Below are 16,172 nucleotides of genomic sequence, written 5' to 3'. Positions count from 1 at the left end.
AGTGAATACTTAGCAACCTGATCTAGGCCAGCACAATGTAATCTTGCATTCTCCAATATGAACAACTATATGAATTTTATGAAACCTGTCCTTGCTTTTTGCTTCTTTTCCAGCGTCCCCCTTTCGGTGTTACATGCAGCTGAGCCGAACACAACAAAACAGCTCATTGTACAAAAAAGTACAGCACTTCCGGCCCATCTGACCACCCGGATCCAATGGAACAAGTTTCCCAAGCCCCAGTATAAAAACGAAGATTTAAAAGAACAAAATCGTGCCGCAATCGTGCGTATCGTGACAGATGAAGAAGGACAGATCAGCAAGGCCACCGTGCAGGAAAGCACAGGGCTCACAGAATTGGACCAGCTGTTAGTCAATGCCGTTATGCAAGCTGAGGTTAAACCTTATCTGCAAGATGGCATCGCTTTACCTATCATTGGCTATCAGACCTTTAGCCTGAATTTACAGAATGAGGACAATGCTGCACTCCATGCCGTTTGTAACACCCCTTTTATGTCTCGCAATTGGCAGGCACAACAAGATGGAAAAAAGCGGACTTTTGTATATCTGACTCAACCACAGAATTTACAAATTCAACGCAGCCTGCTTGAACAAAAGCCGCGTCTGGTTAAATTCAGCTTCAAGGTGAATGATCAAGGATACATCCGCAAAGTCAAACTGGATAAGCGTTCAGGTGATGTGCAGCTGGACCAACAGATTATCCAGTCACTCCAACAGCAGCAAGTACAGGTTGCTCGCAAATTCTGGATCTATCGTCCCTCTACCCTGAAAGACCAAATCACGCTTAGCCTGCAAAACTGTCAGGCTGAAAAATAATTTGTTCTAAACCTAATGCTCTTCCAGCGGATTGCTGGATGAGCTGAATCTTAGCTCACTTGAATAGATAGAGCTTTCTGAACGGCGGGGCGTGCGGTTAAACGCTCCACATATTCTTGTACATAAGGATAGTCTTCCAGTTGGATACTCTGCCATTCATGCCGCAGAATCCACGGTAAAATTGCCATATCGGCAATCGAATATTCACCCGCAACAAATTTCTGTCCAATCAACTGTTTGTTCAGTACCGCATAAAGACGTTTGCTTTCGTTAACATAGCGTTCAATCGCATAAGGAATCTTCTCTGGCGCATAACGGCTGAAATGATGGTTTTGCCCGAGCATCGGGCCAAAGTTACCCATCTGCCACATCAACCATTGCTCGACCTCGACCCGTTCCTGCTCATCTTCAGGATAAAATAGCCCGGTTTTCCGGCCAAGATATTGCAGTATTGCTCCAGATTCAAAAACTGAAATCGGTTCACCACGGGGACCCTCCTGATCAACAATCGCAGGGATTTTATTATTGGGAGAGATATTTAAAAAATCTGGCTGAAACTGGTCATTTTCCTGAATATTGATGGGGAAAATTTGATAGTTGAGTTTCATTTCTTCCAGGGCAATGGTGATTTTATGGCCATTGGGGGTGCCCCAATAATATAAATCGATCATGTAGATTCCTTATCACACCGTATTTTTTAATATGCATTGATTGTTCTGTGAGATTTTATACCATGAATCAGTATGGCTTCGCAGTGCTTTCCCCATTGATTTTTTTAGAATTCAGCGCAACTTAAATATTAATAATTAATATAAAAATCATATATTTACAATAAAGAACAAATTACAACATCCAGTCTATTGAAAATTTTCCTGCATATTGAATAGTAGAGATTAGGTTCACTTGCCATTCAGAGAAGCACTCATCAAGGTAGCCGTCGAACCTTACCTTAACCCTTCCTTGTTGTTGACTCTAGGCTGAACATTGATCAGGAGGTCATATCAATGAATAACACCCATTTACCCCCACTGTTTCGACGCAGTTTAGGCTTTGACCGCATTAATGATTTTTTTGACTCGATCATGCAAAGCGACAATGCCCATTACCCTCCCTACAATATTGAAAAAATTGGAGAAAATGACTATCGTATCAGCGTCTCTGCTGCTGGTTTTTCACCGGAAGATCTCGAAATCAATCTCGATAATCAAGTGTTAACAGTCAGTGGAAAAGTTAAAAATGAAAGCAGCGATAAGACTGCAGAATATCTCTATAAAGGCATTTCTAACCGTTCGTTTCAGTTATCTCTACGTCTAGATCCCCATATGGAAGTTGAAGATGCCGATTATGAACATGGCTTGCTCAAAATCCAGTTAAAACGTGTGGTTCCTGAAGGTCAAAAATCCCGACAGATTCCGATTGGTCGTAAAATTGAAATTGATACTTCAGAGAATCATGATGAGGCACCACAGGGCCAGTAGGCCATTAACCCCACATAAAAAAAGCACTGCAAATGCAGTGCTTTTTTTAATGAGAACGTTACTTTTTCTTTTTCGGTCCAAGCAACATGCCCATCTGACGGCCTTCCATTTTTGGTGCCTGTTCAACTACACCAATTTCAGCGACATCCGCTTCAATTTTTTGCAATTGAGCAAGACCTAGCTGTTGGTGCGCCATTTCACGACCACGGAAGCGTAAGGTAATTTTCACCTTGTTACCTTCTTCAAGGAAACGAATAATGGCACGCAACTTCACCTGATAATCGCCTACATCCGTTGCCGGACGCAACTTGATTTCTTTGACTTGCACCTGATGCTGCTTTTTCTTGGCATCTTTTTGCTTTTGCTTTAGGTCAAACAAATGCTTGTTGTAATCCATGATCTTACAAACAGGTGGCTCGGCATTGGCCACGATCTCAACAAGGTCAAGATCGGCATCTTCTGCAGCACGCAACGCTTCCGCTAAAGAAACGATCCCTTTTTGTTCGCCATCCTCAGCAACGAGGCGTACTTCTTTTGCACGGATCTCGTCATTAATCGCAGGACGGTTACTCTTAACACCTTGTTGCTGGTTACGGTCAGGCTGTTTAATCTTTCTTACTCCACAATGTACCGGCCGCGTTCGGCTACGGCGACTTTCACTAGGTCAACGAATGCTTCAATTGACATAGTACCTAAATTTTTTCCTGAGCGAGTACGGACATTCACGGTGCCCTCCTCAACTTCACGGTCTCCAAGTACCAATAGGTAAGGAATTCGCTCGAGTGTACGTTCACGAATCTTAAAGCCGATTTTCTCATTTCTCAAGTCAGAAATAGCGCGAATGCCATTTTCTTTGAGTTTAGCGACCATCTGTTCACAGGCTGCACCTTGAGCATCAGTAATATTCATGACACAAGCCTGTACTGGCGCCAACCATGGCGGCATAAAGCCTGCGTAATGTTCAATAAGTATACCAATAAAACGCTCAAAACTGCCAAGAATTGCACGGTGCAACATGACGGGTTGATCACGGTCATTGTCTTCAGTCACATACGAGGCATCTAAACGCACTGGCAAGTTGAAGTCACACTGAATCGTACCGCACTGCCATACACGGCCCAAGCAGTCTTTCAATGAGAATTCAATTTTAGGACCATAGAATGCACCTTCACCTGGTTGCAGCTCCCATTCTAGACCGGCAGCATCCAAAGCATCCGCTAAAGATTTTTCTGCCAAGTCCCAAAGTGCATCATCACCCACACGTTTTTCAGGACGTGTCGAGAGTTTCATTTGCACTTCTTCAAAACCAAAGTCTTTATAAACGTCCAAAGTTAACTTGATGAAGTCTGCCACTTCCTGACCAATTTGTTCTTTGGTACAGAAGATATGCGCGTCATCTTGAGTAAAGCCACGTACACGCATGATCCCGTGTAATGAACCTGATGGTTCGTTACGGTGACATGAACCAAACTCGGCTAAACGGATTGGCAAGTCACGGTAAGATTTTAAGCCTTGGTTAAATACCTGAACATGACATGGGCAGTTCATCGGTTTTACCGCATAGTTACGGCTCTCTGAATGCGTGGTAAACATGTTTTCCGCATAGTTGGCCGCGTGACCTGATTTTTCCCAAAGAGAGAAATCCACGATCTGTGGCGTTTTGATCTCTTGGTAACCATTGTCCTGCTGCACTTTACGCATGTACTGTTCAAGTACCTGATAAATCGTCCAGCCATTGGCATGCCAGAACACCATGCCCGGCGCTTCTTCCTGCATATGGAACAGATCAAGTGCCTTACCGATTTTACGATGGTCGCGTTTTTCTGCTTCTTCAATGCGTTTGATGTAGGCAGCCAGCTGTTTCTTGTCTGCCCAAGCTGTACCGTAGATCCGTTGCAATTGTTCGTTTTTCGCATCACCGCGCCAATAAGCACCTGACATTTTAGTCAGCTTGAAAGATTTCAAGAATTTGGTGTTCGGCACATGCGGACCACGACACATGTCCACGTATTCCTGGTGATAGTAAAGACCCATTTGAGTCTCGTCTGGCATATCTTCAATCAGACGTAATTTATAATCTTCACCACGTTCAGTGAACACTTTGATCACTTCATCACGTAGGGTCATTTTTTTGATGACATCATAGTCCTGATCAATGAGCTTTTTCATGCGCTCTTCAATCGCAGCCATGTCATCTGGAGTAAATGGTTTTGTACTGAAAATGTCGTAATAGAAACCATCTTCAATGACGGGACCAATTACCATCTTTGCTTCTGGGAATAATTGCTTTACAGCATGACCCACCAAGTGTGCACAAGAGTGGCGAATAATTTCGACACCTTCGTCATCTTTAGGGGTAATGATTTGCAGGGTAGCGTCTTCAGTGATCAAGTCACATGCATCAACCAAACGGCCATTCACACGGCCAGCGACAGTATTTTTAGCAAGACCTGGACCAATGCTTTGAGCAACGTCCATCACAGATACAGCATGATCAAATTGTTTTTGATCGCCATTTGGCAAAGTGATAATTGGCATAAGAAAATCCTTAAGGAGTGATGCCCCGTACCATGGAGCATGTCACCGCGAGATTATGATCGAGGAGAACCTCAAAAGATAAAAACGGTGGATAGAGAATATATCAATTAGAATTTTACACAGGTTAACAAGGGGATGAAACTCTTTGGCTATGAAAAAGCCAAGAAACCTAAAACTTAGACTTTGACAAGTAACTTGACTGAACTGACGGGTCGCCGCTCAATTTAGGTATCAAAAAATCCAAAAAAGATATTAACCATATGATTTTTAATATTTTTATAAATTTATCAGTTACAAAAATAATATCAAACCTAAGACTAAAGCCTAAATGCTCTTATCCCGACGAATGAATATCTTTTAGCCAAGGGTAATAAATAATAATGAACATGGAGTAAATAAAAATGGTGAGTGCTTACGACGAATTACCGCGTACACCGGCAAATTTTGTGACTTTATCGCCTTTGCGCTATTTGGAACGTGCAGCATACATCTATCCAAATCAAGCTGCGATTATTCATGGTCAACGCGTGATTAGCTGGCGTGAAAAATACCAACGCTGCCGTCAGTTTGCTCATCAATTACATAAAATGGGAATCGGCCGTAATGACACCGTATCCGTACTGTTGCCAAACATTCCCGCCATGCTTGAGGCACATTTTGCCGTTCCAATGATTGGGGCGGTACTGAATACCCTCAATACCCGTCTCGATGCCAAAACACTGGCATTTATGCTGAACCATGCAGAAAGCAAAGTCTTGCTGGTTGATCCTGAATTTTCAGTGTTAGCGCAAGAAGCCTTATCCATGGTCGATCATGAAATTTTTGTGATTGATGTCAATGACCATGAATATAACGATGGCTTGACTCAGCCAATTGGGCAAATTGAATACGAAAGCTGGCTGGCCGAAGGGGATAGTGAGTTCGAATGGCACTTACCAGCAGATGAATGGGATGCGATTAGCCTGAATTATACTTCTGGAACCACGGGCAATCCGAAAGGTGTGGTCTACCATCATCGGGGAGCCTATATCAACGCAGCGAGCAATATCATTGCTTGTGGCATGATGCCACGGGCCACCTATTTATGGACACTTCCCCTGTTCCACTGTAACGGCTGGTGTTTTGCCTGGACCATCGCTGCCAATGGAGGCACCAATGTCTGCTTGCGCAAGGTGGATGCTGAACAGATTTTCAAATTGATTGCAGAACATAAAGTCGATTATTTCTGTGGTGCACCGATCGTGTTATCTATGCTGATCAACACCCCGGCTGAGAAAAAAACTGCATTTGATCACCGTGTTGAAGTGATGGTTGCTGGTGCAGCACCACCGGCTGCGATTATCGAAGGAATGCGCCATATTGGCATTAATGTCACGCATGTTTATGGTTTGACTGAAACCTATGGCCCATCTGCACTCTGTGCGTCTCAAGCAGGCTGGAGCGATCTGTCTATTCAGGAACAGGCGCAGCTGCATTCACGCCAAGGGGTGCCTTACCCATTACAAGATGGCATGAAAGTTCTGGATCCCGAAACCATGCAACCTGTTCCTCACGATGGTAAAACCCTGGGGGAAATCATGTTCCGCGGCAACATCGTGATGAAAGGCTATCTCAAGAATCCAGAAGCTACGGCAGAAGCCTTTAAAGGTGGCTGGTTCCACACTGGTGATCTGGCCGTATGCCAACCTGATGGCTATGCCAAGATTACTGATCGTTCTAAAGACGTGATTATTTCAGGTGGAGAAAACATTTCCTCACTTGAAGTAGAAGAGGTGCTATACCAACATCCGGCTGTACTCACCGCAGCCGTGGTGGCAAAACCTGACCCGCGCTGGCAAGAAGTCCCTTGTGCCTTTATTGAACTCAAAACCGGTGTGTCTGCAACACCAGAAGAACTGATTGAACACTGCATGAAAGGTCTAGCACGTTTCAAAGTTCCGAAAGATATCATCATCACGGAGATTCCAAAAACGTCGACCGGGAAACTGCAAAAATTTGTCCTGCGGGAATGGGCCAAAGAACGTGCCAACCGCCAGTTTGCAGAAAGTATTGTTTCTTAAGTCAAAGTCTCAAATAAAAAGCGGGCGCTCAATGCTCGCTTTTTTTTATGTTCAGACCAGCAAATCTGTCGCATCCAATACGTCGGTTTTTAGTGGGTTTTAACCAATAAAAAACGGCCATGTTTGGCCGTTTTGATGGGATCGAATCTGGTACTTAGGTATTATCGGAAATCAAAGCGACCTGCTGCACATAGTTAAATAATTTCAGCTTAGATGCAGCCAGCTCTTCTTCTGGCAGCTCCTTGGTCATATCTCGGTGAATACGTAACAAATGCTGACGTAATGTATGACGTTCTGCAGCATTATAAATTTTGGCAAATTCATTAATTACCGGATCACCCTGAGCAATAATACGGTCTACCCAACGCTGCAGTTGTGCGGTTTTTTTAGCGCCTTGCTGTGGCGTCAGGTAAGACAAGATCACCGTTTCATCTTCGTTACGCAGCAATTTACCTACACGCTGGAATTGACGACGACGTGCTTCATGTGAGCTGATATTCTGCACTTCAATCAACGCATCAATCAGGCGCTCATCGACCGGAAGTTTTTGAATCTGTTTGGGATTCAGCATTGCCAACTGCTCCCCTAAAGCTGCCATACGTTGCACAGCTTTTTTTTGTTCCGTTTTACTGGCCCGCCCTTCTAAAATTTCGAAATCTTCATCAGTAAAACGTTTTGGACGACGCGCCACAGTTATTCAGCCTCATAAAATTTTGCTGCAAATAATGCCTGAATCTCAGCCAAAGCCTGCGCTTCATCCGATCCTTCAATCACAATTCGCAAAGTAGTTCCTTTGCCGGCCCCGAGCATAAGCAAGGACATGATATTTTTCGCATCAACTAATTTATCGCCCTTGCCAATCTGGATGGTAGAACGAAACTTGGTGGTAACTTCAATCAGTTTGCCAGATGCGCGTGCATGTAAACCGAGTTTATTAATTACGTCAATCGTTGTGTCAATCATGACCAGTGCTTCATTTCTCTATGTAAGACCTGAATAGACCATTTTGCCTCAAGAGCCTTTTTGAGTCTATCCACAATATAAACTGAACGATGCTGTCCACCCGTACAACCGACAGAAATCGTCATATAATGCCGGTGACCTTCAGCGAATGCCGGCAACCATTTATCCAGAAAGTGATAAATATCATGAAACATGTCATTGGTCTGTGCACTGGCTTGTAAAAAATTGCGAACCGGTTCATCCAAACCACTGTATTTACGCAGTTCTAAATCCCAATGCGGATTCGGCAGATGGCGGACATCAAACACATAATCCGCATCCAATGGAATCCCGTGTTTATAACCAAATGACTGTAAGATCACAATCAGATTATCGGACTGCCCCAATCTGGACAGCAAGGTATGCTTGAGATCATGCACACTCTTGCTAGTGGTATCGATATGCACAGTTGCACGCAGCTGAATCGGCAGTAGTAGCGCCTTTTCTTCATGGATACATTGTGCCAGCGTATTAAAACGGCTGGTGAGCGGATGAGGCCGACGTGATGCACTAAAACGTGCAATCAGTTCTTCATCCTTAGCAGTCAGATAGATAACATCAACCGAGCCATGCCGCTTGAGCTGTTCAAAGACATGATCGAATTCTTGCATATCCTGACGGGTACTGCGGACATCGACCCCTAGGGCAAGCTGTTCCAGATTATTCTCACGGTCCAGCTTGTCAACAATTTCGGGAAGCAGGGCCAACGGCAAATTGTCGATACAGTAGTAGCCTAAATCTTCCAAGATCTGCAATGCAGAGGATTTTCCCGAGCCGGACTGTCCTGTAACAATCAAAATGCGCTTCATGGCCGCATGTTCCTTTTTTAGTTTTAGGCAGGCTGTAATTTCACCTGCAAATTATCAATCAAGCGTGTCGTGCCCAATTTAGCAGCCACAAATAACACAAGGTCTTGATTAAAATCATCAATCGGTTTTAAGTCTGGGGTACGTGCTTCTACATAGTCCACAACAAAGCCGGCTTCTGTCAACTGCTGTTTGATCGTTTCGAGCACTTCGGCTAAAGCCGTACCTTGCTGCAGTTGTTGCTGTGCATTTTTCAAACTTTGATAGATCGTCGGAGCGATCTGGCGTTGCTCTGTAGTCAAATAGCCATTACGCGAACTCAAAGCCAAACCGTCTTCTGCGCGAGCAATCGGCACACCAATCACTTCCAGCGGCAAATTCAGATCACGCACCAATTGACGAATCACGGCCAACTGTTGATAGTCTTTTTGGCCAAAAAAAGCAAATTTTGGCTGTACGATATTAAACAGTTTGGTCACCACAACCGCGACCCCATCAAAATGCCCCGGACGCGATTGACCACATAAATCATCCGTAATGCCGCTGACGCTGATGTTGGTTAGACGCGGCTGATTGCCATACATCTGCTCAACACTAGGTGCAAAAATAATATCGCAACCCACATCTGCTAACAATTGACTGTCTTGTTCCAAGGTACGTGGATAGTTGGCAAAGTCCTCATTCGGTCCAAACTGGATTGGATTCACGAAAATGCTCACTACAACCACATCACAAATTTTACGTGCTTCACGGACCAGATTCAGATGACCTTCATGCAGGTTCCCCATGGTCGGCACAAAGCCAATAATTTTTCTAGCCGTACGAGCCGGATTAAGTGAAGCAATAAGTCCCTGAATGGTCGTTTCTGTTTTCATCTGTTACAGCTCAACTTGGAAAGTATGTTCTTTTGCGGGAAAACTCTGATCTTGTACCGCAGCATGGTAGGCTTTAAAAGCATCCAGAATGGCAGTTTCTCCCGCCTGTTCTTTCATGAAATTACGTACAAAACGTGCTACACGACCAAAAGTCAATCCCAGCATATCCTGTACGACCAGCACCTGACCATCGGTTTCAGCGCCTGCACCAATACCAATCACCGGCACCTGCGGGAACAGCTCGGCAATTTCTTTGCCCAACTGCGCGGGCACACATTCGAGCAACAGTAAGGCAGCCCCTGCATCCACTACAGCCTGACAGTCAGCAATCAGACGGTCTGCAGCTTCACGGGTACGCGCTTGCAACTTGTAGCCACCAAACATGTGAACCGATTGTGGTGTCAAACCCAAGTGCACACAGACAGGAATCCCATTGCGTGCTAGCACTTGAATGGACTCACTGAGCCAAGCACCGCCTTCCATTTTGACCATTTGGGCACCGGCTTGCATGACTGTTTTGGCGCTGTTCAGTGCATCTGTCAGCGTGGCATAACTCATAAAAGGCAGATCAGTCATGATAAAGGCATGCTGATTACCACGGCGTACAGCTGCCGTATGGTACGCCATGTCGGCAACAGTGACCGGGAGGGTAGAATCGAGTCCCTGTATTGACATCCCCAAAGAATCGCCAATTAAAATACTGTCAATTTGCGCAATTTCCATGGCTTTAGCCATGCTTGCGTCATAGCAAGTCAAACAAGAAAATTTACGTCCTTCAGCTTTGAATTGTCTTAAGTCACTGAGACTAATCATGAAGATGTTCCTCTACAGGATTTCCTTCCAACATTGGAAATATTTTAGCAATCAGTCCAATCCTGCTCAGCAATGACCTGAAGTGTCGAGTGCTGAACGGGTGCCAAGTTTTGTAGTGTATGTCCTTGAATCTGAAGACCGGGGTTCAAGTCAAGCAATGGGATGAGTACAAAATCCCGTTGTAAAATACCAACATGCGGTACCGTTAAACGTTCATGTTGAATCTGCTCATCGCCATAAAGCAGCAAATCCAGATCCAAGGTGCGCTCACCCCAATGCCGCAGTCTAATCCGCCCCGCTTCCTGCTCAAAGCGCTGTAACTGATCGAGCAGGTCAAGTGCAGGTAGCGTCGTATCCAGCTGCACAACAGCGTTGAAATAGTGTGGCTGATCTTGCGGCCCCATCGGCGGACTTTGGTAGAGTTTAGAGACCTGTACGGATCCTAAGGTGGCCAACTTAGCGACGGCTTCTGCAAGAATCTGGCGTGAATCCCCTAAGTTACTACCGAGTCCGATGTAGCTACGAATACTCATTGAGTCGGTCCAAAAATCACTTGGCTAAGATCACGCTGAACGCGCTTACGTTTTAAAATTGGATGATCCGAACGGATGCCCGGTGCAACTTCAACCGACTGAGTAGGTTGGCGTTCAGAACGCTGCTGCTCATTTGAACGAGCTTTACGTGCACGACGGCTGCGTGGCTCGGGTTCATTCACCAATGGTTCCAATTCCACAGCTACAGGCAAATCAGGGATTTCTTCGCTCGCTTTGCGGCGTTTCTTGGCACGCTGGCGGTTATACTGAGCAATCGCCTGTTCTTTCTGGTCGCTGCTCATTTCCTGATAATTTTCCCACCAGAGCCCCATGCCTTGAGTGGTCTCATCGCCAGATTTTTCGCGCAATAATAAAAAGTCAAATCCGGCACGGAAACGTGCATGACCGGCCAGTGCTTCAATCTGTTGTGGCTTTGGATTGAGCAATCGAGTCTGCATTTCCCAGACTTCACGAATAAAGGTTTCAGCAAAACGCGGAATGACGGTTCGGGTCGCCTGGCGTTTGAGCACATCCAGACCCGCCTGGGCACGTGCTTCAGCAGGCACAATCCCTTTACTCAAATAGAAATCACAGCGTTCCAGGAAGGGTTGCCATAACAGCACTGCATAGAAAAAGGCCGGGTTAATGGTTTTACCAATCTGGATACGTTGATCGGTATTTTTAGCTGCACGCTCGATAAACGGCGTAATATCAGGACGAATATCGGCAAAAAGTTGTTTCCAGATATCAAACTGGATCAGCATCGGCAAGACCCGATACAAATGCCCCATCGTAAACAGTTTTTGTGACTCATCATAAAGGCGATGTGGCGACACATCACGTAATAACTGGGTCATTTCTGGGGTGAAAATTTTGAGAATTTCAGGATCAATATCAAAATTCAATTTGGCTGCAAAACGCAATGTGCGCAGCATGCGTACTGGATCTTCTTCAAAACGAACCGTAGGATCACCCAGTAAACGCAAGGTTTTGTTTTCAATGTCCTCTACAGCATGACAAAAGTCCAGCACGATACCTTTACGTGGCTGATAGTACAGAGCATTGATCGAAAAATCGCGACGTGCAAAATCCTGTTCGATACTACCCCAATTATTATCACGCAGAATCATGCCTGCAGCACTGGTCATGGTCTTTTTCGGTGGTGCACGGAAGGTTGCTACCTCAATCAACTCTCGCCCAGAGTAGACATGGGCCAGTTCAAAACGACGTCCAATAATCCGGCAGCGGCGTCCAAACACCTCTTTGACCTGTGCCGGGGTTGCATTCGTCACAGCATCAAAATCCTTGGGATTAAGCCCAAGCATCATGTCACGGACACCTCCACCGACGATATAGGCTTCAAAGCCTGCTTTGGTGAGAGTATCAATCACATCTAAAATGGAAGAAGGTAATTGAGCGGTTGATAAACCACATTTTGACGCGCGCAAAGTTTGCAAAAGACGCTGTCTCCTACGTCTGGACGTAAAATTCAAGATGCCTAATCATATCTCTAACACAATCAAAGGGCAATTTGATTCTGGCTTCAATCCGTATTTGTTCATTAGGTGACTGCTGTTGCAGCGCCACCTATTTACAGGCTTAAACGGTCACGGTTTTTAGCCAATAATTTTGGCCCAATCCCCTTAATATTCTGCAACTCATCGACACTTTTAAAACCGCCATTTTTTTGCCGGTAATCCAGAATGGCCTGTGCTTTCTTCTCACCAATCCCGCTTAACTGCTGCAGCTGTTCCAGGGAGGCCTGATTCAGGCGAATTCTGTCATTGGAGCTGCTTTGCTGGGTCGGTCGAGCGAGGTAATGGTCCTGCAGCTGTTTTTGTTTTAAGCGTTCATCATGAGCCAACTGCTCAGCTTTCCATTTCAGATAAGATTGATCAAAGGATTGGGCGTATACGCATGTCCCGATCAGTCCCCATCCAAAAAGAATCAGCAGGATGAGGCTAGGTATGCGTGTTCCCCATAATATTTTGTAATTTTTCATGTTCTGTCGCCTTTGTTTTTAATTGTTGTTTTGCTTGCTCCCAAAGCTGATCCATGTCTTCTAAGCTCATGTCCTCTAAATTTTGTTTTTGTTGTTGAGCTTGTACTTCCATCAATGCAAAGCGACTGCGGAATTTATGGATCGTTCCCAAGAGAGCCTGTTCACTCGACAACCCCAGTTTACGACCAATATTCACCAAAGAGAACAAACAATCACCAAATTCCTCTAGCATTTCATCGGAATTTCCTGTCTGCATAGCGTCACGCAACTCTGTCAGTTCTTCTTCCAGTTTGTGATAAGCCCCTTGGACATCAGGGAAATCAAAGCCGATTTTTGCCACATTTTTCTGAATCTGCTCGGCCTGAGAGAGTGCTGGTCCCGGTTTAATTTCATCCAGACGCGCACGAGGTTTGCCCTGTTTTTCTTGCTGCTTGATGCGTTTCCACAATGCTGCAACATCTTCAGCACTCAGTTGAGCAAACTGTTCTGCCTGAAATACATGGGGATGACGGCGAATCAATTTCGTACTGATCGCCTCAACAACATCCTGAAAATTAAAGGCGCCCTGCTCCTGATACATTTGTGACTGAAACACCACCTGCAACAGGAGATCGCCCAACTCATCGCGCACATCATCGCTATTGCCAAAACGGACTGCGGCTTCTACTTCATAAGCTTCTTCAATGGCGTATTTGGTCAGACTCTCAGGCGTTTGTGCCTGATCCCATGGGCATTGTTCACGCAACTGCTGCATAATCTTTAATAAATTTTCCATGGAGTCCTCTTGTTCTTTATAGGCTTTAAAATGATCGGGATAGCGCCATCGATGATCTTTTGACAATGATCCCGTGATAAAAAAACCTGCCGCAGCAGGTTTTTTTAGACTGAACTAATTCTAATTCCCTTGTACCAGGCGGCGGGCACTGATAATTCCGGGCTGCTGTTCTAAACGAGCCAATAAGCGTGATAATTGCGCCAAGCCTTTGACTTCAATCAGCAACTTCATATTGGCAATCCCATCCGCTTCAGAGATGGTATTCACCTGACGGATATTGATCTGGTCTGAGAAAATCACCTGGGTCAAATCTTTGAGCAGACCACGGCGGTCATAAGCCTCAATGACAATCTGCACACTCTGACCACGGGTCGGCTGCATTTCCCAATCCGCTTCGACTGCACGTTCTGGTTCCTGCCCAATCATACGCTGATAATCAGCACAGCCAATTTTATGGATGCTCACACCACGATTTAAGGTGATGTATCCCGCAATTGATTCGCCATGCACCGGTTGGCAACATTGCGCGATATGCAGCTCAACATTGTCCAAACCATCAATCAGAATCCCATGCGCGGACAAGGTATGACTCGCCCGTGGATTCAACGTTGGCTTCAGCACCAGTTCAGGCTCATCCTGATCCAGATGCATATGGCGGTTCACCTGATTGATCAGAGAATGCAGGCTAATATCACCATTGACCAGTCCAATCAGGATATCCTCCCCCGTTTTCACATTGAAATGATTGCAATAATCACTCAAATCGATACTTTTCGGGTGAATGGCTAAACGGGACAATTCCTTGTTGAGAATTTCACGTCCGACTTCCAGATTCTTGCTGCGATCCTGTTGGCGGAACCAGTGGCGCAACTTGTCACGTGCCCGTGCGGTCTTGATGTAACCCAGCGAGTTGACTAACCAGTCCCGGTTCGGCTCACGGTCTTTCTTGGTCAGGATCTCAACCTGTTCCCCGGTTTTCAGGGTATAGGTCAGCGGCACATAACGTTGGTTGACCCGTGCGGCATAGCATTTATTACCGACTTCAGTGTGTACATGGTAGGCAAAATCCAGAACGGTCGAGCCACGTGGCAACTCTTTAATGTCACCATCACGGCTAAACACATAGATTTTTTCAAAATCTTCGAACTCCTGAATCTGCTCGAAATTTTCGCCTTCCTCTTCAATCTTGTGGGCACTGGCCTCGTTGCGCTCCTGATAGTGCTCAAGCACTGCACGCAACGAATGCAAACGATGGTTAAAGGAGTGGTCGGTATTCTTGGCACCTTCTTTATAGTTGAAGTGCGAACACACCCCTAACTCGGCCTCTTCATGCATTTCCTTGGTGCGGATCTGCACTTCCAGCGATTTGTTTTCCGCGATTACAGCAGTATGTAACGAGCGGTAGCCATTGGCTTTAGGATTGGTAATATAGTCATCAAATTGGTGCGGAATATGACGCCAGATCTGATGTACAATCCCCAGCGTGTGATAGCACTCGGGTACAGAATTGACCAATACGCGCACGGCACGAATGTCATACAGCTGATCAAAACTCAGGTTTTTGCTTTTCATTTTTCGATAAATCGAATAAATGTGTTTTACCCGTCCGGTGATTTCCGCCTCAATGCCATAATTGGCCAGCTCATTTTTCAGTTTATCAATGACAAACTGAATATATTGCTCGCGTTCCAGACGTTTTTCATTCAGCAAAGAAGCAATTTCTTTATAACGATCCGGCGCCAGATAACGGAATGCTAGGTCTTCCAGCTCCCATTTCAACTGTGCGATGCCCAGACGGTGCGCCAACGGCGAGTAGATCGTTAGAATTTCACGTGCCACACGTTCCTGACGTTCACGACTGGATTTGGCCAGTTCACGCAGGGCAAAAGTACGTTCTGCAAGCTTGATCAATACGACACGGACATCTTCTGTCACCGAAATCAGCATCTTATAAATGCCAGTTAAATGCTCACGCTGGTTATTATTAAAATGATCTTCGAGACGTTTATTTTTTTCGATCAGTTCAGAGAGCTTACCCATCGCCAGAGTACCCTTGACCAGGTTATAAACCTGCTCACCAAACAGGGCTTTGACCTCTTCTAATGGGGTAATGCCTTCGCGCACACTGCGGTACAGCACAGCCGCAGATAAAGTGTCTTCATCGACATATAAATGTGCCAGAATATCGGCCATGCCGATTCCGGTGGTAAAGGTGTTGTTACGATGACTGACGGTGGTTTCTAACTCTTTTTTTAAGGTCAGTTGCGCCACTTTTTCTAAACGCTGTAGAACTGCCCCTTCATAGATCGCGCGCACTCGGTCCAACCAAGAAGCCAATCCCATCTGGGCTTCTGCGGCATGTTCTACAGTCGCGTCCTCAGACAGCTCAGTGAGTTGTCCAGGCAATTGTTCACGTACTGTGACCATACCATTCTCCTGTCAATTTAAAACTCATA

General features: G+C 45.4%; 16 protein-coding genes. 3 read left to right on the top strand and 13 right to left on the bottom strand.

Annotation, left to right across the window (positions count from 1 at the left end):
• Window positions 1-69 precede the first annotated feature (69 nt).
• The gene (locus PAE54_RS04895) at window positions 70-834 is read left to right on the top strand and encodes an energy transducer TonB (RefSeq protein ID WP_326518651.1); all 765 of its coding nucleotides are present in this window, start codon (window positions 70-72) and stop codon (window positions 832-834) included.
• A 50-nt stretch (window positions 835-884) separates the two neighbouring features.
• Here the strand turns inward: PAE54_RS04895 and PAE54_RS04890 are convergent, their stop codons facing one another.
• Complete coding sequence (locus PAE54_RS04890) at window positions 885-1,505, bottom strand: glutathione S-transferase N-terminal domain-containing protein (RefSeq protein ID WP_326518650.1); 621 nt, start codon at window positions 1,503-1,505, stop codon at window positions 885-887.
• A 333-nt stretch (window positions 1,506-1,838) separates the two neighbouring features.
• Between PAE54_RS04890 and PAE54_RS04885 the strand changes: the two genes are divergently transcribed.
• Window positions 1,839-2,312: an Hsp20 family protein gene (locus PAE54_RS04885; RefSeq protein WP_273777420.1), complete on the top strand. Its 474-nt coding sequence runs from the start codon at window positions 1,839-1,841 to the stop codon at window positions 2,310-2,312.
• Between the two features lie 58 nt (window positions 2,313-2,370).
• Here the strand turns inward: PAE54_RS04885 and infC are convergent, their stop codons facing one another.
• Both infC and thrS read right to left on the bottom strand, forming a co-directional pair.
• Window positions 2,371-2,922 (bottom strand): translation initiation factor IF-3, encoded by a 552-nt coding sequence (infC, locus tag PAE54_RS04880; RefSeq protein ID WP_273779494.1) that lies wholly within the window; start codon window positions 2,920-2,922, stop codon window positions 2,371-2,373.
• 5 nt (window positions 2,923-2,927) lie between these two features.
• Window positions 2,928-4,850: a threonine--tRNA ligase gene (gene thrS, locus PAE54_RS04875; protein ID WP_326518649.1), complete on the bottom strand. Its 1,923-nt coding sequence runs from the start codon at window positions 4,848-4,850 to the stop codon at window positions 2,928-2,930.
• A gap of 401 nt (window positions 4,851-5,251) precedes the next feature.
• On the opposite strand from thrS, the gene PAE54_RS04870 reads away from it, so the two are divergent.
• A complete protein-coding gene (locus PAE54_RS04870) occupies window positions 5,252-6,910 on the top strand; it encodes an acyl-CoA synthetase (protein ID WP_326518648.1) in 1,659 nt (552 codons plus the stop codon).
• A 154-nt stretch (window positions 6,911-7,064) separates the two neighbouring features.
• Here the strand turns inward: PAE54_RS04870 and yjgA are convergent, their stop codons facing one another.
• From yjgA to PAE54_RS04820, 10 genes are all read right to left on the bottom strand, one after another.
• The gene (gene yjgA, locus PAE54_RS04865) at window positions 7,065-7,601 is read right to left on the bottom strand and encodes a ribosome biogenesis factor YjgA (RefSeq protein ID WP_273777423.1); all 537 of its coding nucleotides are present in this window, start codon (window positions 7,599-7,601) and stop codon (window positions 7,065-7,067) included.
• A gap of 2 nt (window positions 7,602-7,603) precedes the next feature.
• Entirely contained in the window at window positions 7,604-7,873 is a 270-nt protein-coding gene (locus PAE54_RS04860; protein WP_273777424.1) for an HPr family phosphocarrier protein, read from the bottom strand.
• Window positions 7,870-8,721 (bottom strand): RNase adapter RapZ, encoded by an 852-nt coding sequence (rapZ, locus tag PAE54_RS04855; RefSeq protein ID WP_326518647.1) that lies wholly within the window; start codon window positions 8,719-8,721, stop codon window positions 7,870-7,872. Before rapZ ends, PAE54_RS04860 begins: the two co-directional genes overlap by 4 nt.
• A gap of 23 nt (window positions 8,722-8,744) precedes the next feature.
• A complete protein-coding gene (gene panC / locus PAE54_RS04850) occupies window positions 8,745-9,593 on the bottom strand; it encodes a pantoate--beta-alanine ligase (RefSeq protein WP_326518646.1) in 849 nt (282 codons plus the stop codon).
• 3 nt (window positions 9,594-9,596) lie between these two features.
• Complete coding sequence (gene panB / locus PAE54_RS04845) at window positions 9,597-10,406, bottom strand: 3-methyl-2-oxobutanoate hydroxymethyltransferase (protein ID WP_326518645.1); 810 nt, start codon at window positions 10,404-10,406, stop codon at window positions 9,597-9,599.
• Between the two features lie 44 nt (window positions 10,407-10,450).
• Window positions 10,451-10,939 (bottom strand): 2-amino-4-hydroxy-6-hydroxymethyldihydropteridine diphosphokinase, encoded by a 489-nt coding sequence (folK, locus tag PAE54_RS04840; protein ID WP_326518644.1) that lies wholly within the window; start codon window positions 10,937-10,939, stop codon window positions 10,451-10,453.
• A complete protein-coding gene (gene pcnB / locus PAE54_RS04835; RefSeq protein ID WP_326518643.1) occupies window positions 10,936-12,396 on the bottom strand; it encodes a polynucleotide adenylyltransferase PcnB in 1,461 nt (486 codons plus the stop codon). Before pcnB ends, folK begins: the two co-directional genes overlap by 4 nt.
• A gap of 134 nt (window positions 12,397-12,530) precedes the next feature.
• Window positions 12,531-12,941 (bottom strand): ComEA family DNA-binding protein, encoded by a 411-nt coding sequence (locus tag PAE54_RS04830; protein ID WP_326518642.1) that lies wholly within the window; start codon window positions 12,939-12,941, stop codon window positions 12,531-12,533.
• Window positions 12,901-13,716, bottom strand: a complete 816-nt coding sequence (mazG, locus tag PAE54_RS04825) for a nucleoside triphosphate pyrophosphohydrolase (protein WP_326518641.1) — start codon at window positions 13,714-13,716, stop codon at window positions 12,901-12,903. The genes PAE54_RS04830 and mazG overlap by 41 nt, the downstream gene beginning before the upstream one ends.
• Window positions 13,717-13,836: 120 nt before the next feature.
• Complete coding sequence (locus PAE54_RS04820) at window positions 13,837-16,143, bottom strand: RelA/SpoT family protein (RefSeq protein ID WP_326518640.1); 2,307 nt, start codon at window positions 16,141-16,143, stop codon at window positions 13,837-13,839.
• Window positions 16,144-16,172: the final 29 nt, after the last annotated feature.

The sequence above is a fragment of the Acinetobacter minutum genome (assembly GCF_035916735.1).
Classification (GTDB): domain Bacteria; phylum Pseudomonadota; class Gammaproteobacteria; order Pseudomonadales; family Moraxellaceae; genus Acinetobacter.
The sequence above is the reverse complement of the archived record's forward strand: the minus strand, read 5'-3'. Positions and strand labels throughout refer to the sequence as shown.